Raw genomic sequence first — 25,418 nt, 5'->3', positions numbered from 1 at the left:
GCCCTTGTCGACGCCCCGAGCGCCCTAATAACAACGACAAGAGGAACATCCCTGTGGATAGCACCGCTACCCTCGCGGCCGGCCAGACCGCGCCCAAGACCACCTCGCAGCGCATCAAATCCATCTTCAGCGGTTCCGTCGGCAACCTGGTCGAATGGTACGACTGGTACGTCTACGCCGCCTTCTCGCTGTATTTCGCCAAGGCCTTCTTTCCCAAGGGCGACCAGACCGCCCAGCTGCTCAACGTCGCCGCCATCTTTGCCGTGGGCTTTCTCATGCGCCCCATCGGCGGCTGGCTGATGGGCCTCTATGCCGACAAGGCCGGCCGCAAGTCCGCGCTGATGGTCTCGGTGATCATGATGTGCGCCGGCTCGCTGATCATCGCCCTCACCCCCAGCTACACCACCATCGGTGTCGCCGCCCCCATCATGCTGGTGCTGGCGCGGCTGCTGCAGGGCCTTTCGGTCGGAGGTGAATACGGCACCTCCGCCACCTACCTGAGCGAGATGGCGACCAAGGAAAGCCGTGGTTTCTACTCCAGCTTCCAGTACGTCACCCTGATCTCCGGCCAGCTACTGGCCCTGGCCACCCTGATCGTGCTGCAACAGACCCTGACCGTCGAACAGCTGGAAAGCTGGGGCTGGCGCATTCCCTTCCTGATCGGCGCCGCCTGCGCCGTGACCGCGCTCTACCTGCGCCGCGGCATGGAAGAGACCAGCTCCTTCAAGAAGGCCGAGAAGTCCAAGGAATCCCTGATGCGCACCCTGGCACGCCACCCCAAGGAATTCCTCACCGTGGTCGGCCTGACCATGGGTGGTACCCTGGCCTTCTACACCTACACCACCTACATGCAGAAGTACCTGGTCAACTCGGTGGGCATGAGCAAGACCGACGCCACCTCCATCTCGGCGGCGACGCTGTTCCTGTTCATGCTGCTGCAGCCCGTCGTCGGCGCCCTCTCCGACCGCGTCGGCCGGCGCCCGGTGCTGATCGCCTTCGGCGTGCTCGGCACGCTGTTCACCTATCCGATCCTGACCGCCCTGGGTAGCGTCACCACCTGGTGGGGCGCCTTCGGCCTGATCATGGTGGCGCTGGTGATCGTCAGCTTCTACACCTCGATCAACGCCGTGGTGAAGGCCGAGCTGTTCCCCACCGAGATCCGCGCCCTGGGCGTCGGCCTGCCCTATGCGCTGACCGTGTCCATCTTCGGCGGCACCGCCGAATACCTGGCGCTGTGGTTCAAGAGCATCGGCATGGAAAGCGGCTACTACTGGTACGTGACCGGCTGCATCGCCTGCTCGCTGCTGGTCTACGTCTTCATGAAGGACACCCGCGATCACTCGCGCATCGTCCACGAATAACCGCTCGTCCCTGGGTGCGGGCCTCTCGGTCATTAGATTTGGCCGTCCGGCCCGCCCCCCTTTGCCTGGGCTTTGGGGCACGCCATCGTAGTGCCACCGGCAGCGCTCACAACGGTCATTTCGCTGGCCACTGTGGCGAGTTCGCCCCCTCCTCCCAAGCCCCGGTTACACACTCATGGAAATCGACTACGGTCCCAGCTACGCCAAACTGGGTATCCAGTTTCAATACCAGTGGAGCACCCTGCTACGCGATGCCCTGAAGAAGCACGGCATCACCGACGCCCAGGCCAAGGCCATCTGCGGCGACTTCGCCTTCGATCTTTCCAAGCTCATCGACGAAGCCGAGATCAAGGCCGACGGCCTGTCCTATCGCCCGGTGATCGCCTTCACCGAGGACGAGGAAACCCTGCTGGTGCAGTCCGCCGAATTCGACTATCACGAAGCGGCCTATGCCACTGCCGCGGCGGCGTTCGAGAAGAAATAAGTCACGCGGGGCCTCGCGCCCCCACCCCGACCCTCTCCCACTGGGAGAGGGAGCGGTCTGGAGCGGTAGTGGGCTTCTCCTCCAGACGTGAGTCTCAATATTGTTCCAGTGTTACTGCGATAGTGATTCGCGACGCCCAGGCTAAGGCCAGCTCCAGCGACTGCACCTCCTGATCTCCACGCCGCCCTCAGCCAGGCTTGACCCTCGGCTTGCGCGCGCGCGTCGGCGCACCACCCGGCTTGGCTTTGGCCTTGGTCCCGCCCGTACGCCGCTTCTTCCAGGGCGCGCCCTTGCCCGCCGGCGGCGGACCGCTGATGGTCAGGGTCAGGCCCAGACAGCGCTCCACCTGCTTGCCCATCCAGGCCGACTGCTTGGTGACGAATTCGGCCAGGCTCAATTCGCCTTCCTGCACCCGATCCAGCGCCTGCTCCCAGAGCGCCGTGGTGCCTGGATCGGCGATGGCCCGGGGCACGGCGTCGATCAGGCCGAAGGCCGCCGGCGTCGCCGCCAGGGCCTTGCCCTGCTTGATCAGGTAGCCGCGGTCCAGCAGGCCCTGGATGATGCTGGCGCGAGTCGCCTCGGTGCCAATGCCGGTGGTGTCCTTGAGCTTCTGCTTGAGCGCCGGATCCTCCACCAGCTTGGCGACATTCTTCATCGCCTTGATCAGATCACCCTCGGTGAAAGGCTTAGGCGGCTGGGTCAACTGATCCTTGCAGCGCACCTCCACCACCGGATAGGACTCTCCCTCGCGCAAGGCGGGCAGTGCCTGGGGCGGCGGGGCCTCGCGCCCCTTGGGCGGCGTGAGCGACTCGGGCAAGGCGCGACGCCAGCCCGCTTCCACCAACCGCTTGCCGGTGGCCCGCAGCCGTTCGCCGCCCGCCTCGAAGTCGGCCTGGGTGCGATCGAATTCGTGCTGCGGCAGGAACTGCGCCAGGTAACGGGCGCGGATCAGGCCATAGACATTGCGCTCCTGCGGGCTCAGGCGTCCCAGGTCGCGGGTCACCCGAGTCGGGATGATGCCGTGGTGGGCGCTGACCTTCGCATCGTTCCAGGCCCGTGAGCGGCGACTGGCATCCAGATGGTCGCGCAGGGGTGCGAGGCTGCTATCGGCGCTCAGCAAGGCGGCCAATAGCGCCGGCGCCTCGCCGTGCTGCGACAGCGGCAGATAGCCGCAATCGCTGCGCGGATAGGTGATCAGCTTGTACTTTTCGTAGAGCGCCTGGGCCACGTCCAGGGTTTGTTGGGCGCCGAGATTAAAACGTTTGGAGCAGACCTCCTGCAGGGTGCCCAGATCGAAGGGCAAGGGCGCTGCCTCGCGGATACGCTCGGTCTTGAGCTTGATCAGTCGCGCCTGCCCGGCCGCCTCGATGGCCTTCGCCGCCGCCTGGGCCACCTCGGGCTTTAGGCAGCGACCCTGGTCGTCACAGACGTCCTCTGGCGGCTGCCACTGCGCTTGGAAGCGACTACCCGAGGCGTCCAGGGTCGCCTCCACGGTCCAGAAGGGCACTGGCACGAAGGCGGCGATGGCGCGATCACGGTCCACCACCAGGCGCAGGGTCGGGGTCTGTACCCGCCCGACCGAGAGCACGCCTTGGTAGCCGGAGCGACGCCCCAGCAGGGTGAACAACCGGCTCATGTTCATGCCGATCAGCCAGTCGGCGCGCGAGCGTCCCAGGGCGGACTGATAGAGCCCATAGGTCTCGGCACCGGGTTTGAGCGCGGCCAGGGCGCGGCGGATGGAGACGTCATCCAGCGCCGACAGCCACAGCCGGCGAATCGGCCCCCGATAGCGGCAGTGCTCCACCAGCTCGCGGGCGATCATCTCGCCTTCGCGATCGGCGTCGGTGGCGATCACCAGTTCGCTGGCCTCGCCCAGCAGGCGCTTGACCGCCTTGAACTGGCTGCCAGTGGTCTTCTTGACCTGCAACTTCCACTGCTCGGGGACGATGGGCAGGTCGTCCAGCGACCAGCGCTTGTAGCGGGCGTCGTAGGCGTCCGGTGGCGCCGTTTCCAGCAGGTGGCCGATGCACCAGGTCACGGTCACGCCCTGCCCCTGCAGGCAGCCCTCGCCGCGGCGGCTGGCGCCGAGGACACGGGCGATGTCCTTGGCCTGGGAGGGTTTTTCGCAGAGATACAGCTGCATGGCGGACGTCGCAAGAGGGGAATCGCCACAGGATGCAAAGCCTGCGCGAGTGGCGCAAGGCCTAATCTGTATATCCGTACAGAAAATGGCCTTTGCGCAAATTCGCCCAATAGGCCACAGCGCACTCAGGACGTGGATCACAGCTTGAACGGTGGCCGCCGCGGACGCGGAATCTTGCCGGTGCTGGACAGTCCTTGGGCTACGGCACTTTCGCCGTCTTTAGCCGAGCTCTGGGAGGCGTCAATGAACACTGTAGCTATGGATCGCGCCACGGCCGAGAGCACCGGCGCCGGAAATTTCGTCGACACCGCCAGCGGCCAGGCCCTGCGGGCCAGCATTTCGGCCATGCGCCGTACCACCAGCCAGGTGCAGCGCATCAACGATCAACTCTGGGAAGTCTGGCCGGATGGTCGTCGCAAGCTGCTGCTGCGCTAAAATCCTCTACCCGACGCCCTAAGGGGGCGTCGGCGTAGCCAGTTCGGCCAGATAGGTCGCGACCTCGGCCTGGATCCAGGCGCTGAAGCGCTCCTGCTTTTCCGCCGATTCGACGCGTTCCGGCCAGACCAGCCAGTAGGCATAGGGATAGGGCGCCATCACCGGGCTGAGCTGGACCAGGCGACCCTCGTTCAGCGCGGCCTGCACCAGGCTGCGCCGCTCCAGCGCCAACGTCTGTCCAAGGCGCAGCGCCTCCAGCACCACATTGGAATCGTTCACGCTGATGCCGCGATTGGGCGCCGCTTCGCCCAGACCGGCCATTTCGCCCCAGTGCTGCCAGGTTTCCTCCGTGTGCAATAGCGGCTGCGCGAGGGCCTCCTCCAGGCTGCGCGGCAGTTGCCCACCGTTGTAACCAGGCGCCGCCACCAGCAGCACATCGTCTTGGAACAGTCGCAGCGCCGTCAGGCCATCCCAATGTCCCTCGCCCATGCGCACTCCGATATCCACCATGCCCTGGCGCAGATCCTGGAAATCCAGGCTGGTCTGGATACGGATGCGGTACTCCGGATGCAGGGCGCGAAAGCGCGGCAGCCGGGGCAATAGCCAGTGGGTGGCGAAGGAGGGAAAGGTGGCGAACACCAGTTCGTTGCGCCGCGGGCGGGCCTGCAGGCGCCGGGTCGCCTCGCCCAGGTCGTCGAGCAGCTGGCGAACCTGCTCGGCATAGACCCGACCGTCGCCCGTGACCTCGATCCCGCGCCCCTGGCGCTCGAACAGCACCATGCCCAGCTGATGCTCCAGGCCCTTCACCTGCTGACTCACCGCGGCATGGGTGAGGTTCAGTTCGCTGGCGGCACGGGTCACGCTGCCCAGACGGGCAACCGCCTCGAAGCAACGTAGGGCATTCAGCGGCGGCACGCGCGACATGTAAGCCTTCCTTAACGATCCGGTCAGAATTTCTTGCTGGTGGCAGCTTCGCCGAATCCTTAATGTCTTGTCCAGAGCGGCACCCAGCGTGAAGCAAACGGCAAGGGTGACGTTCCACGTGAAACAGGATTCACTCTTTCTGACAGGACGCCCCCATGCAACTCATCGGCATGCTCGACTCCCCCTATGTACGGCGAGTCGCGATCTCCCTTCGCCTGCTGGTGCTGCCCTTCGAACTGCGCCAGGTGTCGCTGTTTCGCGAGGTCGAGCGCTTTCGCAGCTTCAATCCGGTACTCAAGGCCCCCACGCTGATCTGCCTGGACGGTCAGCGGTTGATGGATTCGTCGCTGATTCTGGACTATGCCCAGCATCTCGCCTGCGGCAGTCGGCAACTGCGGCCGAGCGGCCATGCGGCCCGGGCGACCGCCCTCGGTCGCAGCGGCCTGGCCCTGGCCCTGTCGGAGAAGGCGGTGCAACTGGTGTACGAGCGTGACCTGCGGCCGGAGGAGAAGCGACATGCACCCTGGCAGCAGCGCGTGGAAGGGCAGTTGCGCGCGGCCTGTGGCGCCCTGGACAAGGCCTGGCTGGGCCCGCGTCCACCGCTGGGTGAAGACAGTATTGGCCAGGACGCCATCGACACGGCCGTGGCCTGGACCTTCCTGCACTTCGCCCTACCGGGGCTGATCGAGCGGCGCAATTACCCGACGCTGGAGGCCCTGGCCGCCGAAGCGGAGGCCCTGTCGGTGTTCCGGGATTATCCGGTGGCTTGAGGGGCCGTTGGGCTTCGCTTCGCTCAACCCAACCTAAGAGAGCATGGCCGTAGGTTGGGGTGAGCAACGCGAAGCCCAACACGCAGATCAACCGCGGTAATACCGCTGCGGCACGAAGGGGGTCTTGGCGACCTTGACCGGCACCTGCTTGCCGCGCACCACGGCGAACAGCTGGGTATCCAGGGCGGCGAAGTCGCTGTCGACATAACCCATGGCCACTGGCGCACCCAGGGTCGGGCCGAAGCCGCCACTGGTGACACGGCCGATACTGGCGCCGCTGGCATCCACCAGCTCCGCGCCTTCGCGCACCGGCACCCGCTCCTGCACCAGCAGACCGACGCGCTTGCGGCTCACGCCCTCACGCTGCTCGGTGAAGATACGCTCGGCACCGGGGAAACCGCCGGCGCGACCGTTGCCTTCACGACGCACCTTGGACAGCGCCCACCCCAGGTTGGCCATCACCGGCGTGGTGCCGGCATCCATGTCATGGCCATAGAGGCACAGACCGGCTTCCAGGCGCAGGGAGTCGCGCGCGCCCAAGCCGATGGCCTCGACTTCCGGCTCGGCCAGCAGCTGGCGTGCCAGGGCTTCGGCGGCAGCGCTCGGCACCGAGATCTCGTAGCCGTCTTCGCCCGTGTAGCCACTGCGGCTGACGATGCAGGGCTGGTCCAGCAGCTTGACGCGGCGCACCTGCATGAAGGTCATCTCGGCCACCTCCGGCGCCAGGCGCGCCAGCACCGCGGCAGCGGCGGGACCTTGCAGGGCCAGCAGGGCGCGATCGAATTGCGGCAGCACCTGGCAGCGATCGCCCAGGTGCTTTTCCAGGTGGGCGAGGTCGGCTTCCTTGCAGGCGGCATTGACCACCAGGTAGAGGCAGTCACCCAGGTTGGCGACCATGAGGTCGTCGAGGATGCCGCCGTTGTCGTCGGTCAGCAGGGCATAGCGCTGCATGCCGCTGGGCAGGTCGATGATGTCGACCGGTACCAGGGTCTCCAGCGCCTCGGCGGCTTCCTCGCCTTCGAGCATGACCTGGCCCATGTGGGACACATCGAACAACCCGGCCTGGGCGCGGGTGTGCTGGTGCTCCTTGAGCACGCCGAGCGGGTATTGCACCGGCATCTCGTAGCCGGCGAAGGGCACCATGCGGGCGCCGAGTTCCAGGTGCAGGGCGTGCAGCGAAGTCTTGAGCAGGGACATGGTGGGGCTCCGTGTCGGGTGGCGGCTTGCTCACTCCTGGCAAGAGGAGCGAGCAAGCGCTGAACTGTCGGGTCGCAACGTCTAACGCGATCGCCACCTCGGCCCTCTCCCAGGGGAAGAGAGCCGAGGGTGAGGGCCTAGGCCTCGCCGTAGGCTTCGATCGGCGGGCAGGAGCAGACCAGGTTGCGATCGCCATAGACGTTGTCGATGCGCGCCACCGGCGGCCAGTACTTGCCGTCCACCAGGCTTGGCAGCGGGAAGACCGCCTGCTCGCGGCTGTAGGGGTGGGTCCACTCGCCCGCCAGTTCGCGCGCGGTATGGGGCGCATTCTTCAGCGGGTTGTCCTGGGGATCCAGGGTGCCGGCTTCCAGGGCGCGGATCTCTTCGCGGATGGCGATCATGGCGTCGCAGAAGCGATCCAGTTCCTGCTTGGACTCGCTCTCGGTGGGCTCGATCATCAGGGTGCCGGCCACCGGGAAGGACATGGTCGGCGCATGGAAGCCGAAGTCGATCAGGCGCTTGGCCACGTCGTCCACGGTCACGCCGCTGCTGTCCTTGAGCGGACGCAGGTCGAGGATGCACTCGTGGGCCACCAGGCCACCGGTACCGCTGTAGAGCACCGGATAGTGCTCTTCCAGCCGGCGGGCGATGTAGTTGGCGCTGAGGATGGCGATCTGCGAGGCGCGGGTCAGACCGGCGCTGCCCATCATCTTCAGGTACATCCAGGAGATCGGCAGGATGCTGGCGCTGCCATAGGGCGCCGCACAGACCGCGCCTTCCTTGCGTTCCAGCCGGGCATGGCCGGGCAGGAAGGGCGCCAGGTGCGCCTTGACGCCGATGGGGCCGACGCCCGGACCGCCACCGCCGTGGGGGATGCAGAAGGTCTTGTGCAGGTTGAGGTGGGAGACGTCGCCACCGAACTGGCCCGGAGCGCAGAGACCGACCATGGCGTTCATGTTGGCGCCGTCGATATAGACCTGGCCACCGTGGTCATGGACCACCTGGCAGATCTCGCGGATGGCCTCTTCGAACACCCCGTGGGTGGAGGGATAGGTGATCATCAGCGCGGCCAGGCGTTCGCTGTGCTGCTCGGCCTTGGCGCGCAGGTCGTCGAGATCGACGTTGCCGCGCTTGTCGCAGGCCACCACCACCACGCGCATGTCGACCATGCTGGCGGTGGCCGGGTTGGTGCCGTGGGCCGAGGCCGGGATCAGGCAGACGTCGCGCTCCCCCTGGCCGCGGCTCTGGTGATAGGCGCGAATGGCCAGCAGGCCCGCGTACTCGCCCTGGGAGCCGGCGTTGGGCTGCAGGGAGACGGCGTCGTAGCCGGTGGCGGCGCAGAGCATGGCCTCCAGCTCGGTGGTGAGCTGGGCATAGCCCTCGGCCTGGTCGGCCGGGGCGAAGGGGTGGATACCGCCGAACTCGGCCCAGGTGACCGGGATCATCTCGCTGGCGGCGTTGAGCTTCATGGTGCAGGAGCCCAGCGGAATCATGGTGCGATCCAGCGCCAGGTCCTTGTCCGCCAGCTTGCGCAGGTAGCGCATCAGCTCGGTCTCGGATCTGTGGCTGGCGAATACCGGGTGGGTCAGGAAGGCCGACTGGCGCCGCAGTGCCGCGGGCACTTCCACGCCCTGGGCATCGCCCAGCTCGGCGACCTGGGGGGCGGGCTTGCCGTCGGCCAGGATCTCCAGCAGTGCCTGGACGTCGGCCAGGGTGCTGGTCTCGTCCAGGGACACACCCAGCGCCTCGGCGCTGACGTCGCGCAGGTTGTAGCCACGGGCACGGGCGGCCTCGTGCAGGGCAGCGGTGCGCGCGCCGAACACCAGGGTCAGGGTGTCGAAGGCGGTGTGCTGGGTCTCGTGGCCCAGGCGCTGCAGGCCGGCGGCCAGCAGGCTGGTGAGGCGCTGCACCCGGGTGGCGATGCGGGTCAGGCCTTCGGGACCGTGGTAGACCGCGTACATGCTGGCGATGTTGGCCAGCAGTACCTGGGCGGTGCAGATGTTGCTGGTAGCCTTCTCGCGGCGAATGTGCTGCTCACGCGTCTGCAGGGCCAGGCGATAGGCCGGGTGGCCGTGGCGGTCGATGGAGACGCCGACGACCCGACCGGGCATGTCGCGCTTGTACTTGTCCTGGGTGGCGAAGTACGCCGCGTGCGGGCCGCCGAAACCGAGCGGCACGCCGAAGCGCTGGGCGGTGCCGATGGCCACGTCCGCACCCAGTTCGCCGGGCGGCGTGAGCAGGGTCAGGGCCAGCAGGTCGGCGGCCATGGCCACCAGGGCACCAGCAGCCTGGAAGGCCTGGATGCTCTCGCGGTAGTCACGGATCTCACCGGTGGTCATCGGATACTGGAACAGCGCGCCGAAGAAGCGGCCGTGGTCCTCGATCTCGGTTTCCACGCCCACCACCACCTCGATGCCCAGGGGCTCGGCACGGGTGCGCAGCACGTCCAGGGTCTGCGGATGGCAGTGCACGGAAGCGAAGAAGGCGCTGGCCTTGTTTTTCGCCAGGCGCTTGCAGAAGGTCATGGCTTCGGCGGCGGCGGTGCCCTCGTCCAGCAGCGAGGCGTTGGCCACCGGCATGCCGGTGAGGTCGCCGATCAGCGTCTGGAAGTTGAGCAGGGCCTCCAGGCGACCCTGGGAGATCTCCGGCTGGTAGGGGGTATAGGCGGTGTACCAGGCCGGATTTTCCAGCAGGTTGCGCAGGATCGGCGCCGGGGTGTGGGTGTTGTAGTAGCCCTGGCCGATCAGGCTCTTGAGCAGGCGATTCTTGCCGGCGATGGTGCGCAGCTCGGCCAGGGCGTCGGCTTCGGACAGCCCGGCGGGCAGGTCCAGCACGCTGGTGCCCTTGATGCTCTCGGGGATCACCTGGGCGGTCATGGCGTCCAGGGACTCGTACCCGAGCAGATTCAGCATGGCGATCTCGTCCAGCTCGCGCGGACCGATGTGGCGCGGGACGAATTCGTCGGCGGTGCTGAGGGTGTCGTGCAGCGACATGGCGGTCTTACCCCTTGATCAGTTGCTGATAGGCGGCTTCGTCGAGCAGCGCGGCGAAGGCTTCGGCATTGGCGGGCTGGAAGCGGAAGAACCAGCCGGCGTTCAGCGGATCGCTGTTGATGGTCTCGGGCGCATCGTTGAGCGCCTCGTTGACAGCCAGGACCTCGCCCGCCAGCGGCATGGTGATGTTGCTGGCGGCCTTGACCGACTCCAGCACCGCCACCTCATCACCCTGGGCGTAGCTGCGCAGCTCCGGCAGTTGCACGAAGACCAGGTCGCCGAGCGAGTCCTGAGCATAGTCGGTGATGCCGACGGTAATGCTGCCATCGGCTTCCTGACGCAGCCATTCGTGTTCTTCGGTATAGCGCAGACTCATTGCCAGACTCCTGCGGACCTTTGTCCTGATGGATAGATGGGTCTGGTGGTGCAAGGGTGATGCCAGGAGTGAAGGCCAGTGTTTTCAAGGGGTTAGCTAAAGAACCCGCATTGCGCTGTAGCGAAATCGTTACAATTGACCCGCTACCCCACTACAGCCGTATCGATTAACAAACGACGTATCGAAATCGTTACGACATTAGCTATGCTCCTAGGCCTGACAGCTGGGCTGTACGCTATGGAGCACGCCGCTCCTTATTCATGTGATGCAGACAAAGGCGGATCGAGCGTCTTGCTCGCTAATTCCCTGTAGCGGTAACCCAGTCTTCAACACGCAAGCCTGGCACTCGGTCAAACTCGCGACGGTTATTGGTGACCACGATCAGGCCCATGGAGCGCGCATGTCCCGCGATCATCTGATCGTAGGGACCGATTTGCTGACCTAGTCTGGCTAATTCGGCACGCAACTGCCCGGTGTGCGCCGCGGCTTCGTGACCGTACTTCAACACCTCTAGACGCGCGGCGAAGCCTTCGATCACCGCCAGGTTACGCTCCGGGCTGGAGGACTTTTCCGCACCGTAGATCAGCTCCATCAGGGTGATCGTACTGATGCACAACTGTCCTTGGTGCCGAGTGAAGGCCTCGCGAACCGACACCGGTCGGTTCTTGATGGTGAAGATGCAGGTATTGGTGTCGAGCATGAACTTGAGCATTAGAAGCCTTCGCGCTCCTGCTCGGCGGGCTGGTCCCGTTCCGCCATGAAATCCGCCGTGACACCCTCTCCCTCGAACCAGGAATCCCAGGATTCCCCAGCCGGGGTAATGATCCTCGTGCGGCCGACAGCAACCACATCGACGCGCTTCACATCTTCGGGCAGGGCAACCGCCTTTGGCAGTCTCACCGCCTGACTGCGATTGCTTTGAAATACGGCACCTTGATCCACGATCGGCCTCCTGGGATATATCAGGTGTATATCCCATATTAGGGAAGAGGCTGGATCTGTCAATCGGCACGCTCTCGACCCTAGGCGACACGGCTGGTATAGCGCTCTCCGCGCGAATGGCACCTGGCGAAGCCTGAGCAAGAACGCCGGAGGTGGAAACGTCACCTGAGCCCGGGGCCAGATTCGGACAAGAGCACCCAACGCGAACTTCCGCCCCGCTTCGTCGGACCAAGAAGGCACAACAAGACCTCTGCCAAGCGGCTTTGCCCTCTCCCATCCTTGTCTGGAGTCTTTGTCATGGCTGTGAAAACCGTTGCCGATCTGCTCGTCGCCACCCTCGAAGCCGCTGGTGTGGACACCATCTGGGGCCTGCCGGGCGATTCGCTCAACGGCCTCACCGAAAGCCTGCGCAAGCGCGACCGTATCCGCTGGCGCGGCGTGCGGCATGAAGAAGCCGCGGCCTTCGCGGCCAGCGCCGCCGCCGACACCAGCGGGCGCCTGGCGGTCTGCGCCGGCTCCTGCGGCCCGGGCAACCTGCACCTGATCAATGGCCTGTTCGACGCCCAGCGCAGCGGTGCGCCGGTGCTGGCCATCGCCGCCCAGATTCCCTCCAGCGAGATCGGCCTGGGCTACTTCCAGGAGACCCACCCGGAGCGCCTGTTCCGCGACTGCAGCGACTTCTGCGAGGTGGTCTCCCACCCCGAACAGCTGCCGCGCATCCTGGAAACCGCCATGCGCTCGGCCATCCTCAACCGTTCGGTGTCGGTGGTGGTGATTCCCGGCGACGTAGCCCTGGCCGAGGCGCCGATCAAGGAAGCCCAGTGGAGCGAGCCGGTGCGTCCGGTGGTGGTGCCGCCCGAGGCCGAACTGGATGCCCTGGCCGAATTGCTGGCCGGTGAAAAGCGCATCACCCTGCTCTGCGGCGCCGGTTGCGCCGGTGCCCATGCCCAGGTGGTGGCCCTGGCCGAGCGGCTGCAGGCCCCGGTGGTCCATGCCCTGCGCGGCAAGGCCCATATCGAGTATTCGAATCCCTATGGCGTGGGCATGACCGGGCTGATCGGCTTTTCCTCCGGCTATCACGCGCTCAAGGAGTGTGACCTGCTGCTGATGCTGGGCAGCAACTTCCCCTATCGCAACTTCTTCCCGGACCACGGCCGGGTGGTGCAGATCGACGTGCGCGGTGCCCACCTGGGCGTCCGCACTCCCCTGCTCAAGGGCCTGGTGGGCGATGTCCGTGCCACCTTGGACGCCCTCTTGCCGCGGCTCAAGCCCAACGGCCACGGCCGCTTCCTGGAAAAGGCCCAGCAGCACTACCGCAAGACCCGCGCCGAGCTGGACGAACTGGCTACCGCTACGGCCGATGGCGAGCCGCTGCATCCGCAGTATGTCACCACCCGCGTCAGCGAACTGGCCGCGGCGGACGCTCTCTTCACCTGCGACGTCGGCACGCCCACGGTGTGGGCCGCACGTTATCTGGCGATGAATTTCGAACGCAAGCTGGCCGGCTCCTTCAGCCACGGCTCCATGGCCAACGCCCTGCCCCAGGCCATGGGTCTGCAGGCGGCCTATCCCGGGCGCCAGGTGGTGGCCCTGGCCGGCGACGGTGGGTTGTCCATGCTGCTGGGCGAACTGGCGACCCTGGCCAGCGAAAAGCTGCCGGTCAAGGTCATCGTCTACGACAACGCTTCCCTGGGCTTCGTCGCGATGGAGATGAAGGCCGCCGGCATGATTGATGAGACTACGGACCTTGGTGGCGTCAACTTTGCCCAGGTAGCCGAGGCCTGCGGCGTGCGCGGCTGGAAAGTGGAGTCGGCCAGTCTGCTCGACGCCACCCTGGAAGAGGCCTTCGCCCACCCCGGTCCGGCGCTGGTGGACGTGCGCATCGCCAAGCAGGAGCTGTCGCTGCCACCGAAGATCGAGGCCGCCCAGGCCAAGGGCTTCAGCCTCTACATGCTGCGCGCGGTGATGAGTGGTCGCGGCAGCGAGGTGGTGGATCTGGCCAAGACCAACGTGCTGCGCTGATCCGGACGCCCGCGGCGTTCAGCGCCGCGGGATGCCGTAACGCCGCAGGCGCATGGCGATGGCCGAGTGGGATGTCTGCAGGCGCGCGGCCAGCTGGCGACTGGACGGATACTGCGGATAGAGCCGCTCCAGCAGCGCCGCCTCGTAGCCCTGGACGGCGGCCTCCAGGGTGCTGACCTCGGTCTCGACCTGGCCGGCCACCGCAGTGCCGGCCAGGTCGAGGTCGTCGACGTCGATCTGGCCACTCTCGCTGATGGCGGCGGCGCGAAAGAGGATGTTCTGCAATTGCCGTACGTTGCCCGGCCAGGCGTTGCCCAGCAGCACGCCATAGGTGGCCGGGGCCAGGCGACACGGCGGCCGACCGATCTGGGCGCAGGCCTGCTGCAGGAAGTGCCGCGCCAGCAGCAGGATATCCTGGCCACGCTCGCGCAACGCCGGCACCTGCAGGCTGAGCACATTGAGGCGATAGAAGAGGTCTTCGCGAAAGGTGCCGGCCGCGACCATGGCCTGCAGATCGCGATGGGTGGCGGCGAGAATGCGCACATTGACCTTGGTTTCCTGGGCCCCGCCAACGCGGCGAAACGTGCCATCCGAGAGGAACCGCAGCAACTTGGCCTGCAGATAGGGCGACATCTCCCCGACCTCGTCCAGAAACACCGTGCCCTGGTCGGCCAGCTCCAGCAGGCCCGGCTTGCCGCCGCGCTGGGCGCCGGTGAAGGCGCCCGGGGCATAGCCGAACAGTTCGCTCTCGGCCAGGCTCTCCGGCAGGGCCGCGCAGTTCAGCGCCAGAAAGGGCGCCTCGCGGCGGGCGCTGGCGGCGTGGCAAGCACGCGCGACCAGTTCCTTGCCGGTGCCGGTCTCGCCGAGGATGAGCAACGGCGCCTCCAGGGCAGCCAGGCGCTGGGCCCGAGCCTTGAGGGTGCGGATGGCGGCGCAGTCGCCGAGCAGCGAATCGAAGCCTTCGGGGGTGTCATGGCGCAGCGCCGAGAGGCGGCCGCCGATGCGACTGGGCGCATAGAGGGTCAGCAGCCCGCCGGCCAGTCCGCCTACGGGTTCGCCGATGGGGGTGGCGTCCAGCAGCAGCGCCTGGCCGCGCAGCACCACTTCGCGCAGCGGCAGGCGAAAGCCCTGGTCCAGCAGTTCAGTGGGCAATTCGCTGTCGTTGAAGAGTTCGGCCAGGGTATTGCCGGCGCCTTCGCCCGCCAGGGCGGCAAAGGCCGGGTTGGCCAGCAGGATACGGCCTTCGCCGTCCACCGCCAGCACCGGGTCGGCCATGGCGGCGAGCAAGGCGTCGAGCTGCAGTGAACGCCGCTGGCCGGGCAGGATGTCCACCACCCGCACCGCCTCGACCCCCACCACGGTGAGCAAGGCGGCGCGCAACTCCTCCAGCACCGCCGCGCTCAGGGTCGGCGCATCGATGTAGACGTTGGGGGGCACCATCTCCACGGCGTCCAGGTTGAGATTGCGCGCACCGAGCAATGCCAGGACTTCCTGGGTGATGCCGACACGATCGATGAACGACACATGGATACGCATGGAAACCCTGGGGTCTGAAAGCGAAAGGGCTAATGCTACCCAAATGCTCGGGGTAGAATCATTTCTCATTTACCAGGCGGGACCGCCATGACCCATAAAGACCCTCTTCTACTCGATCAGCAGCTGTGCTTCGCGCTGTATTCCACCTCGCTGGCGATGACCAAGGTGTACAAGCCGCTGCTCGAAGAGGTGGGCCTGACCTACCCGCAATACCTGATGATGCTGGTGCTCTGGGAAAACGACCGCCTTCCGCTCAAGGAGCTGGCGCGTCGGCTGCACCAGGATTCCGGCGCCCTGACCCCGGTACTCAAGCGCCTGGAGGCCGAGGGCTACGTGAGCCGGCAACGCAATGCCGAGGACGAGCGCAACCTGTCCATCGAACTCACCGAGTCTGGCCGGACCCTGCGCGACCAGGCCCAGAAGATCAACGGCACCATCAGCGGCTACTGCGCGCTGGGTGATGCGGAGATGACCCGCCTGCGCGAAAACCTGATGACCCTGCGCGCCAAGCTGGAGCGTTGATCCTCGCCGACCGCTGCCACTGGTCGGCTGCTCCCGAAAATATATTTGCGCGATAACGAATATCGCGATAACTTAAATCCGTACCCGGGCCAACCCCTCGGTAACAGCCCAACCAATTAGTTATCGCGATACTTAAATCAGGAGCACGCCATGAACATCCTCTACACCGCTTCCGCAACCAGCACCGGTGGCCGTGACGGCCGTTCCATCAGCAGCGACAAGGCCCTGGACGTGCAGCTGTCCACGCCAAAGGAGCTGGGCGGCGCCGGTGGTGCCGGCACCAACCCCGAGCAGCTCTTCGCCGCCGGCTACTCGGCCTGCTTCATCGGCGCGCTCAAATTCGTCGGCGCCAAGGAAAAGATCGCCGTGCCGGCTGACGTCAGCGTGACCGCCCAGGTCGGCATCGGCCCGATCCCCACCGGCTTCGCCCTGGACGTCGAGCTCGTCGTCAGCCTGCCGGGCCTGGAGCGCGCCGTGGCCGAAGACCTGGTCGAGAAAGCCCACCTGGTCTGCCCCTACTCCAACGCCACCCGCGGCAACGTGGACGTGCGCCTGACCCTGGCCTAAGGGTCGCGGCACCCCAGGCGCCTCAGCCGAGGCGCCCGGCCTTTCCCGTTCGAGGAGTCATCTGTCATGCGTACCGTCTCTCGTTTGCTTGGCCTGTCCGCACTCACCCTGGCCCTGGGCAGCGCCTTCGCCGCGCCCCAGCCCGATCCCGCCCTGGAGCGCACCACCCAGGGCTTCGTCGATGCCCTGAACGGCAGCGGTGGCCAACCGCTGGAAACCCTGAGCCCCAAGGACGCCCGCGCGGTGCTGTCCGGCGCCCAGTCCGGCGTCAAGGTCGACCTCTCGGGGGTCAAGACCAGCGAAAAGACCATCCAGGTCGACGGCAAGCCGCTGCAGCTGACCATCGTCCGCCCGGCCAACGCCAAGGGGCAGACGCCAGCCTTCATGTTTTTCCACGGTGGCGGCTGGGTCTTGGGTGACTTCCCCACCCACCAGCGGCTGGTGCGTGACCTGGTGGTGGCCTCCGGTGCCACGGCGGTGTTCGTCAATTACACCCCGAGCCCGGAAGCCCACTTCCCGGTGGCCATCAACCAGGCCTATGCCGCGACGAAATGGGTCGCCGAGCATGGCAAGGAGATCGACGTCGACGGCAGCCGCCTGGCGGTGGCCGGCAACAGCGTCGGCGGCAACATGGCCGCGGTGGTCAGCCTGATGGCCAAGGACAAGGGCACGCCCACGCTGCGTTACCAGGTGCTGTTCTGGCCGGTGACCGATGCCAGCTTCGACAATGGCTCCTACCAGACCTACGCCGAGGGCCGCTTCCTCACCCGCAACATGATGAAGTGGTTCTGGGACAACTACACCACCAGCGAAACCGAGCGCGCCAACATCTATGCCTCGCCGTTGCGGGCCAGCGAGGCCCAGCTCAAGGGCCTGCCGCCGGCGCTGGTGCAGACCGCCGAGAACGACGTGCTGCGGGACGAAGGCGAGGCCTATGCGCGCAAGCTCAACGCGGCCGGTGTCGATGTCGTCCAGGTGCGCTACAACGGCATGATCCACGACTACGGGCTGCTCAATGTCCTGGCCAAGGTGCCTGAGGTCCAGGCGTCGCTAACCCAGGCGGGCCAATTGCTCAAGCAGCATCTGCAGTAAGACCAGGCCTGGTACCCGAGGGGGTGGTTCCGTTCGCGGAGCTACCCCCTTTGCGTTTCAGGGCTGCTTGCCCAGGGCGGCGAAGCGCTCCGCCAGCCAGCCATGCAGCTGCCGCACGGCGGGTGAAAACTGTCGCCGGTGCGGACAGAACAGCTGCAGCGGCAGGGCCTCGCCAGGCTGGTCGGGCAACACCCGCACCAGCCGTCCGGTCTCGAGATTGTCGCGCATGTCCAGCCAGGACTTGTAGACGATGCCCTCCCCGGCCACCGCCCAGCGCCGCACCACCTCCGCATCGTCGCTCTGCAAGGGCCCGCTGACACCGACCTGCCGCTGGCCACCCTCGGGCAGCGGAAAGCTCCATTTGTCATAGGTGCGACCATGCAGCTGGTAGAGCAGGCAGGCATGCCCGACCAGGTCATCCAGGCAGCGGGGCGTACCCTGGCGCGCCAGGTAGGCCGGGGCCGCCGCCAGCAGCCGGCGGTTGTCAGGGGCGAGTGGCAGGGCGACCAGGCTGTCGTCCTGGCTGCGGCCGTAGCGGATGGCGATGTCCACCGGATCGCGATAGACGTCGGCCTGCTGGTCCGAGACGTACAGCCTGAGGGTCAGGCCGGGATGCCGCTGGCGAAACTCGGCCAGCCAGGGCAGCAAGAGATTGCGCCCCAGATCCGAAGGCGCCGCCACCTGCAGCACACCCCGCAATTCCGGGCTCTCCCCCTGCAGCCGCTCGCGTCCTTCGCGCAAGGTCTCCAGCACCTCCCGGGCATAGGGCAGATAGGCCTCGCCCTCGGCGGTGAGCCTCAGGCTGCGGGTCGAGCGAGCGAACAGGCGAATGCCTAGTTCGCGCTCCAGCCGCCCGATGGCGGCGCTCACCTGGCCCGGCAACAGGTCTGCCTCGCGGGCGGCGCGGGAAAAGCTGCCCAGGGCGGCGGAGCGCACGAAGAGCCCGAGGTCGTCGAAGCGGATCATTTTCACTCCTGCAGTGAAGGTGCTATCCGATTCTGCCGCTTTTTCCGACCGACAATGAAGACGACCATGGCCTCACGTTTCTCATCGTACCAAGGAATCCGCCCATGAAAGCCATCATCCACGGTGACACCACCCTGCCCGCCAGCGATCCCCGCGCCCTGCAGGACGCGGTGCTGCCCGATCCCACGCCCGAGGCCCACGACCTGCTGGTAGAGGTCCGTGCCGTGTCGGTCAATCCGGTCGACACCAAGGTGCGCCAGGGCTTGGTGCAGCGGGAGTCCAAGGTGCTGGGCTGGGACGTCTCCGGTGTGGTTCGCGCCGTGGGCAGCGCCGTCAGCCGCTTCGCCGTGGGAGAGGAGGTCTACTATGCCGGCGAACTGTTCCGCCCCGGCTGCAACAGCGAGCTGCATCTGGTCGACGAACACCTGGCCGGGCACAAGCCCAGGAGCCTGGATCACGCCCAGGCCGCTGCCCTGCCGCTGACCGCCATCACCGCCTGGGAATTGCTGTTCGACCGTCTCGGCGCAACCGAGGGCGGCGGCGCGGACCAGCAGTTGCTGGTGATGGGCGCTGCAGGCGGCGTCGGCTCCGTGCTGGTCCAACTGGCCCGCCAACTCACCGAGCTGACCGTGATCGGCACCGCCTCGCGGCAGGAAACCCAGGACTGGGTGCGTACCCTTGGCGCCCATCACGTCATCGATCACCACCAGCCGCTGCGGCCCCAACTCGAAGCCCTGGGTCTGGATGGTGTGACCCTGGTCGCCAGCCTCACCCACACCGATGTGCATTTCACCCAGTTGGTGGATGTCCTGCGGCCCCAGGGTCGTCTGGGCGTGATCGACGATCCGGCGCAACTCGACGTGGTGCCGATGAAGGCCAAGTCGCTGTCGCTGCACTGGGAACTGATGTTCACCCGCTCGCTGTTCCAGACCCCGGACAAGGTGCGCCAGCACGAGATCCTCGAACGCGTCGCCGGGCTGATCGACCAAGGCACCCTCAAGACCACCCTGGGCGAGCACCTGGGCCGGATCGATGCCGCCAACCTGCGCCGCGCCCATGCCCAGCTGGAAAGCCACCAGGCCCGCGGCAAGCTCGTGCTGGAGGGTTTCTGATGCCTCGCTTCAGCGCCCTGACCCTCGCCGTCGCCCTGGCCGTGGGTAGCCTGACGGGCCAGGCCGCGCCGCTGCCCCAGGAGCGCACCCTTGGCCAGCTGGAGCAGGTCTTCGCCTTCCACGACGCCATGCCCACCGGGGTCACCGTCAGCGAGACCGGCCGGATCTTCGTCAACTATCCCCGCTGGGGCGACGAGGTGCCCTTCACCGTCGCCGAACTCAAGGACGGCAAGGCCGTGCCCTACCCGGACGCCGCGTTGAACGTCGAGACCCCGGGCCAGCCGGGCAAGGGCTTCATCAGCGTGCAGAGCGTGGTGGCCGATGGTCGGGGGCACCTGTGGGTGCTGGACACCGCCGCCCCCGGCTTCGCCGCGCCCAAGGCCGGTGGCGTCAAGCTGGTGGCCATCGACCTCAAGACCAACAAGGTCGCCAGGACCCTGGCCTTCCCCGCCTCGGTGCTTCAGTCCAAGAGCTACGTCAACGACGTGCGCTTCGACTTTCGCGTCGGTCGGGCCGGGGTGGCCTATGTCACCGACTCGGCGCCGCCGGGCGGCCTGATCATCCTCGACCTCGCCACCGGCCAGGCCCAGCGGCGCCTGACCGGCGCGCCCCAGGCCAACGTCGATCCCAGCTTCGTCCCGGTGGCGGAAGGCGAGCCGCTGCTGATGCGGCTTCCCGATGGCAGCACCGTGCGCCCGGCCATCGCCAGCGATGGCATCGCCCTGTCGCCGGACGGCGGCACCCTCTACTTCAGCCCGCTGTCCAGCCGCCATCTCTATGCCGTGCCCACCGCCCTGTTGCGTGATCCCACGGCGAGCGAGGCCCAGGTGCGCGCCGGGGTACAGGATCTCGGCGAGAAAGGCGCCTCCGACGGCCTCGAAGCCGATGCCCAGGGCCGCGTCTATGCCGGCGACTACGAGCACAACGCCGTGCGCCAGCGCCAGGCCGACGGCAGCTGGAAGACCCTGGTCCACGATCCGCGCGTGCTCTGGCCCGACACCTTCAGCATCGGCCCGGACGGCTACCTCTACTTCACCGCCAACCAGCTCCATCGCCAGGCCCAGTTCCACGATGGAAAAGACCTGCGCGAGAAGCCCTACAGCCTGTTCCGCGTCAAGATCGACGCCCAGCCGGCCCCTACCCACTGATCCGATCAGGAGTTATCCATGCAGCTGTCCCAGATCGCCCGCACCCGTTACACCACCAAGGCCTTCGACGGCTCCCGCAGCATCCCGGCCGAGCAGGTAGAGGAACTGCTGGAGCTGCTGCGCCAGGCGCCCTCCTCGGTCAACTCGCAGCCGTGGCACTTCGTGGTCGCTGCCAACGCCGAGGCCAAGGCCCGCATCGCCCGTGGCATGCAGAGTCCCTACAACGAACCCAAGGTGCTACCGGCCTCCCACGTCATCGTGCTCTGCACCCGCCTGGAGATGACCGAAGCCCATCTGGCCCAGGTGCTGGAGCAGGAAGCCCAGGACGGTCGCTTCGCCAAGCCTGAAGCCCGCGTCACCCAGGACGGTACCCGCCGCCACTTCGTCGATCTGCATCGTCATGAGCGCCAGGACGTGCAGCACTGGATGGAGAAGCAGACCTACCTCGCGCTGGGCACCTTGCTGCTCGGTGCCGCCGCGCTGGGCATCGATGCCACCCCCATGGAGGGCTTCGACGCCAACAGCTTGGATCAGGAACTGGGTCTGCGCGAGCAGGGCTACACCGCCCTGGTGGTGGTCGGCCTGGGCTATCGCGGCGAAAGTGACTTCAACGCCGCCCTGCCCAAGTCCCGCCTGACCCGTGAGCAGGTCTTCACCTTCCTGTAAAAATTACCGCTCCGTAGCGTGGATAACGGCGCAGCCTTATCCACAGTGCGCACCGGTAGCCGTCAGTGGAAAACACTCCACATGCCGTAGGCGGAGCTGAGTACAGCGACGTCCAACATGGGCAGCAGCGCAGCTTTCTTACGGACATGAAAAAGCCGACCGTTACAAACGGTCGGCTTTTTTCGTTGGGACCTGGCGGGCGTAGGCGAACGAGCCGTCTCAACCTGCCCTACGGTCAATCAACCGCCCTTCAGATCCGCCAGGATCGAGAAGGCGCGCAGCCGATCCGCCTGCTCATAGACGTCGCAGGTAAAGATCAGCTCGTCGGCATCGGTCTTCTCCAGCAGCAGCTCCAGGCGCTCGCGAACCTTGTCGGGCCCGCCGATCACCGCCATGCCGAGGAAGCTCGACACCGACTCCTTCTCGTGGGGCAACCAGACCCCTTCCATGCTGCGCACCGGCGGCTGCAGACGCATGGTGTCGCCACGGAACAGCGCCAGGATGCGCTGGTAGACGGTGGTGGCCAGGTAATTGGCCTCGTCGTCGCTGTCGGCCGCCACCAGGGGCACCCCGAGCATCACATAGGGGCGATCGAGCACCGCGGACGGCTTGAAGTTTTCGCGATAGAGACGGATCGCCTCGTGCACATAGCGCGGCGCGAAGTGCGAGGCGAAGGCATAGGGCAGACCCTTGGCCGCCGCCAGCTGGGCACTGAACAGGCTCGAACCCAGCAGCCAGATCGGCACCTGGGTGCCCACGCCCGGCATGGCGATCACGCCCTGCCCCGGCTGCTGCGGCCCGAAGTAGTGCTGCAGCTCTTCCACATCCCGTGGGAAGTCGTCGGAACTGCCCAGGCGATCACGGCGCAGGGCATAGGCGGTGCGCTGGTCCGATCCCGGCGCGCGGCCCAGGCCGAGCTCGATGCGGCCCGGATACAGCGAGGCCAGGGTGCCGAACTGCTCGGCCACCACCAGGGGCGCGTGGTTGGGCAGCATGATGCCGCCCGAACCCAGGCGCAGGGTACTGGTGCCGGCGGCCAGGTAGCCCAGCAACACGCTGGTCGCGGAGCTGGCGATACCATCCATGTTGTGGTGCTCCGCCACCCAGTAGCGGGAAAAGTCGAGCTGCTCGACATGGCGGGCCAGGGTCAGGGCATTGTGCAGCGCCTGGGTCGCATCGCCGTCGTCGCGGATGGGGACGAGGTCGAGGACCGACAGGGCGGTCTTAGAGAGACGGGTCATCAGGATTCTCCTCGGCGACCTGGTCGTAGGCCGCCCTGTGGCGCTGAATGAAAGGCTGCTTCGCGGAAGCCCAGGCGGCCAGTGCGCCTACCGGCACCATCAGGCTCTGACCCAGCTCGGTGAGGGCGTATTCCACCTGGGGCGGCTTGGTCGGCGTCACCGTGCGGGACACCAGGCCGTCGCGCTCCAGCTGGCGCAGGGTCACGCTGAGCATGCGCTGGGATATACCGTCGACCCGCCGGCGCAATTCGTTGAAGCGCAGCGGACCGGGTTCCAGGGTGAAGAGCGTGAGCAAGGACCAGGCATCGCCGATCCGGTCCAGCACATCCCGAATGGGACAGGCATGGGCATGCAGGCGGCGACGGCTGGAGATACGACTGACCACGGCGTCCATGGCGATCCTCGAAGCAGAACTGGTTCCAGCCTACGCCTTTCGGGCGGTTATTAAAAGTAACCACCTGTCAGGACTGGTATTGTGGCTTTGGCCAGGGCACAATCCAGGAGGTCGTGACCGTTTTTATTGATTGAACGTTCAATAAAAAATAGTTACCCTCCGAGGCTCCTTCCGCTCTGTTCAGGAGATGCCTCGTGCCCAAGGTCGGGATGCAGCCCATCCGCCGTTCGCAGCTCATCGCCGCGACCCTCGAAGCCGTCGACGAAGTCGGCATGGGCGACGCCAGTATCGCCTTCATCGCCCGCAAGGCCGGCGTCTCCAACGGCATCATCAGCCACTACTTCCAAGACAAGAACGGCTTGCTCGAAGCCACCATGCGGCATCTGATGAATGCCCTGCGCCAGGCCGTGCGCGAACGCCGCGCCGCCCTGCCCGGTGACGATCCCGCCGCCAACCTGCGCGCCATCATCCAGGGCAACTTCGACGATACCCAGGTCAGCGGCCCGGCCATGAAGACCTGGCTGGCCTTCTGGGCCACCAGCATGCACCAGCCCAATCTGCGCCGGCTGCAACGCATCAACGACCTGCGCCTCTACTCGAACCTCTGCTGGCAATTCCGTCGCCTGCTACCCCACGAGCAGGCCCGCGCCTCGGCCAAGGGCCTGGCCGCCATCATCGACGGCCTGTGGCTGCGCGGCGCCCTCTCCGGCGACACCTTCAACACCCAGCAGGCCCTGCAGATCGCCTACGACTACCTGGACCTGCAACTGGCCAAGGCCTGACCTCCTCTCTCGCCTCCTAGGCCCCGACCCGTCCACTCGGCTCGGGGCTTTCCTCTCGCGTTTCCCACACCTCCCTCTCTTCGACAGAACCGCTCTGGGCCGCCATCGCCCCGTTTCGGCATGCCTCTGAATTTTTCATTGATTGAACGTTCAATAAAAATTAAGTAGACTGGATCCATCGCTGGCGCAGAGAGCCCTTTCTTTCGCGCCCCCTGTGTTCCTTGCGGGTGCCACGGCGCCCGCCCAGATTGGGAGAACGTCCATGGCCCGTTTCGCCGAACAGCAGCTGTACATCGGTGGCCGTTATGTCGCCGCCACCGGTGGCGCCACCTTCGAAACCCTGAATCCCGCCACCGGCGAGGTGCTCGCCACTGTGCAGAGCGCCAGCCGTGCCGACGTGGACAGGGCGGTAGCCGCCGCCGCCGCCGGCCAGAAGGTCTGGGCCGCGATGACCGCCATGCAGCGCTCGCGCATCCTGCGCAAGGCCGTGGACATCCTCCGTGAGCGCAACGACGAACTGGCGCTACTGGAAACCCTCGACACCGGCAAGGCCCTGTCCGAGACCCAGGCCGTGGACATCGTCACCGGCGCCGACGTGCTCGAGTACTACGCGGGCCTCGTCCCGGCGCTGGAAGGCGAGCAGATCCCGCTGCGCGAGACCTCCTTCGTCTATACCCGCCGCGAGCCGCTGGGCGTGGTCGCCGGCATCGGCGCCTGGAACTACCCGATCCAGATCGCCTTGTGGAAATCCGCTCCGGCCCTGGCCGCCGGCAACGCCATGATCTTCAAGCCCAGCGAAGTCACCCCGCTGACCGCGTTGAAACTGGCCGAGATCTACACCGAGGCCGGTCTGCCCAATGGCGTCTTCAACGTGGTCAATGGCGTCGGTCCGGAGGTCGGCGTGGCCCTGACCGAGCATCCCGGCATCGAGAAGATCTCCTTTACCGGCGGCGTCGCCACCGGCAAGAAGGTCATGGCCAGCGCCGCCGGCTCGACCCTCAAGGAAGTCACCATGGAACTGGGTGGCAAATCGCCGCTGATCGTCTGCGACGATGCCGACCTGGAGCGCGCCGCCGACATCGCCGTCATGGCCAACTTCTTCAGCTCCGGCCAGGTCTGCACCAACGGCACCCGCGTCTTCGTGCCCCAGGCGCTCAAGGCCGACTTCGAAGCCAAGGTGGTGGAGCGGGTCAAGCGCATCAAGCTGGGCGATCCCCTGGCCGCCGAGACCAACTTCGGGCCGCTGGTCAGCACCCCGCACATGGAAAAGGTGCTGGGCTACATCGCCCAGGGCCAGGCCGAAGGCGCCCGCCTGCTCACCGGTGGCGAGCGCGTCACCCAGGGCGCACTGGCCAAGGGCAACTTCGTCGCCCCCACCGTCTTCACCGATTGCCGTGACGACATGGCCATCGCCCGTGAAGAGATCTTCGGCCCGGTCATGAGCATCCTCGCGTATGCCGACGAAGACGAGGTGGTGCGTCGCGCCAACGACACCGAGTACGGCCTGGCGGCCGGCGTGGTCACCCGTGACCTGGCCCGCGCCCACCGCATGATCCATCGACTGGAAGCCGGCATCTGCTGGATCAACACCTGGGGCGAATCCCCCGCCGAGATGCCGGTGGGTGGCTACAAGCACTCCGGCGTCGGTCGCGAAAACGGCCTCACCACCCTCGGCCACTACACCCGCATCAAGTCGGTGCAGGTCGAGCTGGGCGACTACGCCTCGATCTTCTAGGCCGCTCAGG

At 66.5% G+C, this 25,418-nt stretch carries 24 protein-coding genes; 13 read left to right on the top strand and 11 right to left on the bottom strand.

The window, feature by feature from the left end; all coding sequences use genetic code 11:
- Nucleotides 1-53: 53 nt before the first annotated feature.
- Both RCF34_RS14465 and RCF34_RS14460 read left to right on the top strand, forming a co-directional pair.
- Nucleotides 54-1,361, top strand: a complete 1,308-nt coding sequence (locus tag RCF34_RS14465; RefSeq protein WP_133860040.1) for an MFS transporter — start codon at nt 54-56, stop codon at nt 1,359-1,361.
- A gap of 175 nt (nt 1,362-1,536) precedes the next feature.
- Nucleotides 1,537-1,845, top strand: a complete 309-nt coding sequence (locus tag RCF34_RS14460) for a hypothetical protein (RefSeq protein ID WP_017642364.1) — start codon at nt 1,537-1,539, stop codon at nt 1,843-1,845.
- A 187-nt stretch (nt 1,846-2,032) separates the two neighbouring features.
- Here the strand turns inward: RCF34_RS14460 and RCF34_RS14455 are convergent, their stop codons facing one another.
- Complete coding sequence (locus RCF34_RS14455) at nt 2,033-3,988, bottom strand: DNA topoisomerase III (RefSeq protein ID WP_308708774.1); 1,956 nt, start codon at nt 3,986-3,988, stop codon at nt 2,033-2,035.
- Nucleotides 3,989-4,231: 243 nt separating this feature from the next.
- Here RCF34_RS14455 and RCF34_RS14450 point away from each other — a divergent pair, with 243 nt between their 5' ends.
- On the top strand, nt 4,232-4,423 hold the full coding sequence (locus RCF34_RS14450; RefSeq protein ID WP_133860042.1) for a hypothetical protein: 192 nt from the start codon (nt 4,232-4,234) through the stop codon (nt 4,421-4,423).
- An 18-nt stretch (nt 4,424-4,441) separates the two neighbouring features.
- Here RCF34_RS14450 and RCF34_RS14445 read toward each other — a convergent pair whose 3' ends face one another.
- Complete coding sequence (locus RCF34_RS14445) at nt 4,442-5,347, bottom strand: LysR substrate-binding domain-containing protein (protein WP_308708773.1); 906 nt, start codon at nt 5,345-5,347, stop codon at nt 4,442-4,444.
- A 155-nt stretch (nt 5,348-5,502) separates the two neighbouring features.
- Here RCF34_RS14445 and RCF34_RS14440 point away from each other — a divergent pair, with 155 nt between their 5' ends.
- Nucleotides 5,503-6,117, top strand: a complete 615-nt coding sequence (locus RCF34_RS14440) for a glutathione S-transferase (RefSeq protein ID WP_133860044.1) — start codon at nt 5,503-5,505, stop codon at nt 6,115-6,117.
- Between the two features lie 87 nt (nt 6,118-6,204).
- Here RCF34_RS14440 and gcvT read toward each other — a convergent pair whose 3' ends face one another.
- From gcvT to vapB, 5 genes are all read right to left on the bottom strand, one after another.
- Nucleotides 6,205-7,314, bottom strand: a complete 1,110-nt coding sequence (gene gcvT, locus RCF34_RS14435) for a glycine cleavage system aminomethyltransferase GcvT (RefSeq protein WP_133860045.1) — start codon at nt 7,312-7,314, stop codon at nt 6,205-6,207.
- Nucleotides 7,315-7,451: 137 nt separating this feature from the next.
- The gene (gene gcvP, locus RCF34_RS14430; RefSeq protein ID WP_308708772.1) at nt 7,452-10,307 is read right to left on the bottom strand and encodes an aminomethyl-transferring glycine dehydrogenase; all 2,856 of its coding nucleotides are present in this window, start codon (nt 10,305-10,307) and stop codon (nt 7,452-7,454) included.
- A 7-nt stretch (nt 10,308-10,314) separates the two neighbouring features.
- Entirely contained in the window at nt 10,315-10,683 is a 369-nt protein-coding gene (gene gcvH / locus RCF34_RS14425) for a glycine cleavage system protein GcvH (protein ID WP_133860047.1), read from the bottom strand.
- A 298-nt stretch (nt 10,684-10,981) separates the two neighbouring features.
- Nucleotides 10,982-11,395: a tRNA(fMet)-specific endonuclease VapC gene (gene vapC, locus RCF34_RS14420; protein WP_263258644.1), complete on the bottom strand. Its 414-nt coding sequence runs from the start codon at nt 11,393-11,395 to the stop codon at nt 10,982-10,984.
- Nucleotides 11,395-11,625: a type II toxin-antitoxin system VapB family antitoxin gene (vapB, locus tag RCF34_RS14415; protein WP_007159939.1), complete on the bottom strand. Its 231-nt coding sequence runs from the start codon at nt 11,623-11,625 to the stop codon at nt 11,395-11,397. Before vapB ends, vapC begins: the two co-directional genes overlap by 1 nt.
- A 297-nt stretch (nt 11,626-11,922) precedes the next feature.
- On the opposite strand from vapB, the gene poxB reads away from it, so the two are divergent.
- Nucleotides 11,923-13,647, top strand: coding sequence for a ubiquinone-dependent pyruvate dehydrogenase (gene poxB / locus RCF34_RS14410; RefSeq protein ID WP_308708771.1), 1,725 nt, complete (start codon nt 11,923-11,925; stop codon nt 13,645-13,647).
- 18 nt (nt 13,648-13,665) lie between these two features.
- Here poxB and RCF34_RS14405 read toward each other — a convergent pair whose 3' ends face one another.
- Nucleotides 13,666-15,183 (bottom strand): sigma-54-dependent transcriptional regulator, encoded by a 1,518-nt coding sequence (locus RCF34_RS14405; protein ID WP_133860051.1) that lies wholly within the window; start codon nt 15,181-15,183, stop codon nt 13,666-13,668.
- An 87-nt stretch (nt 15,184-15,270) separates the two neighbouring features.
- Here RCF34_RS14405 and RCF34_RS14400 point away from each other — a divergent pair, with 87 nt between their 5' ends.
- The 3 genes from RCF34_RS14400 (at nt 15,271) to RCF34_RS14390 (ending at nt 17,364) form a co-directional block, all read left to right on the top strand.
- The gene (locus RCF34_RS14400; protein ID WP_133860052.1) at nt 15,271-15,705 is read left to right on the top strand and encodes a MarR family winged helix-turn-helix transcriptional regulator; all 435 of its coding nucleotides are present in this window, start codon (nt 15,271-15,273) and stop codon (nt 15,703-15,705) included.
- Nucleotides 15,706-15,855: 150 nt separating this feature from the next.
- Nucleotides 15,856-16,272, top strand: coding sequence for an organic hydroperoxide resistance protein (locus tag RCF34_RS14395; RefSeq protein WP_263258641.1), 417 nt, complete (start codon nt 15,856-15,858; stop codon nt 16,270-16,272).
- Between the two features lie 66 nt (nt 16,273-16,338).
- On the top strand, nt 16,339-17,364 hold the full coding sequence (locus tag RCF34_RS14390; RefSeq protein WP_308708770.1) for an alpha/beta hydrolase: 1,026 nt from the start codon (nt 16,339-16,341) through the stop codon (nt 17,362-17,364).
- A gap of 57 nt (nt 17,365-17,421) precedes the next feature.
- Here the strand turns inward: RCF34_RS14390 and RCF34_RS14385 are convergent, their stop codons facing one another.
- Nucleotides 17,422-18,330, bottom strand: coding sequence for a LysR substrate-binding domain-containing protein (locus RCF34_RS14385; RefSeq protein WP_308708769.1), 909 nt, complete (start codon nt 18,328-18,330; stop codon nt 17,422-17,424).
- 104 nt (nt 18,331-18,434) lie between these two features.
- Between RCF34_RS14385 and RCF34_RS14380 the strand changes: the two genes are divergently transcribed.
- The 3 genes from RCF34_RS14380 to nfsB are packed head-to-tail and all read left to right on the top strand — an operon-like array spanning nt 18,435 to nt 21,256.
- On the top strand, nt 18,435-19,442 hold the full coding sequence (locus tag RCF34_RS14380; protein WP_263258638.1) for a zinc-binding alcohol dehydrogenase family protein: 1,008 nt from the start codon (nt 18,435-18,437) through the stop codon (nt 19,440-19,442).
- Complete coding sequence (locus RCF34_RS14375) at nt 19,442-20,590, top strand: L-dopachrome tautomerase-related protein (protein WP_308708768.1); 1,149 nt, start codon at nt 19,442-19,444, stop codon at nt 20,588-20,590. Before RCF34_RS14380 ends, RCF34_RS14375 begins: the two co-directional genes overlap by 1 nt.
- An 18-nt stretch (nt 20,591-20,608) precedes the next feature.
- A complete protein-coding gene (nfsB, locus tag RCF34_RS14370) occupies nt 20,609-21,256 on the top strand; it encodes an oxygen-insensitive NAD(P)H nitroreductase (RefSeq protein ID WP_308708767.1) in 648 nt (215 codons plus the stop codon).
- A gap of 239 nt (nt 21,257-21,495) precedes the next feature.
- Here nfsB and RCF34_RS14365 read toward each other — a convergent pair whose 3' ends face one another.
- Together RCF34_RS14365 and RCF34_RS14360 are read right to left on the bottom strand one after the other, a co-directional pair.
- Entirely contained in the window at nt 21,496-22,497 is a 1,002-nt protein-coding gene (locus RCF34_RS14365) for an LLM class flavin-dependent oxidoreductase (protein ID WP_308708766.1), read from the bottom strand.
- Nucleotides 22,481-22,891: a helix-turn-helix domain-containing protein gene (locus tag RCF34_RS14360; protein WP_133860060.1), complete on the bottom strand. Its 411-nt coding sequence runs from the start codon at nt 22,889-22,891 to the stop codon at nt 22,481-22,483. Before RCF34_RS14360 ends, RCF34_RS14365 begins: the two co-directional genes overlap by 17 nt.
- Before the next feature lie 194 nt (nt 22,892-23,085).
- Between RCF34_RS14360 and betI the strand changes: the two genes are divergently transcribed.
- Nucleotides 23,086-23,673 carry a transcriptional regulator BetI gene (gene betI / locus RCF34_RS14355; RefSeq protein ID WP_007159951.1) on the top strand — a complete coding sequence of 196 codons (588 nt, stop codon included), beginning with the start codon at nt 23,086-23,088 and terminating at the stop codon, nt 23,671-23,673.
- Nucleotides 23,674-23,935: 262 nt separating this feature from the next.
- Nucleotides 23,936-25,408, top strand: coding sequence for a betaine-aldehyde dehydrogenase (betB, locus tag RCF34_RS14350; RefSeq protein WP_308708765.1), 1,473 nt, complete (start codon nt 23,936-23,938; stop codon nt 25,406-25,408).
- Nucleotides 25,409-25,418: the final 10 nt, after the last annotated feature.

Source organism: Pseudomonas sp. 102515, assembly GCF_031085165.1.
Taxonomy (GTDB): Bacteria; Pseudomonadota; Gammaproteobacteria; order Pseudomonadales; family Pseudomonadaceae; genus Chryseomonas.
Note: the sequence above shows the minus strand (reverse complement) of the source record. Positions and strands in the feature narration are given on the sequence as shown.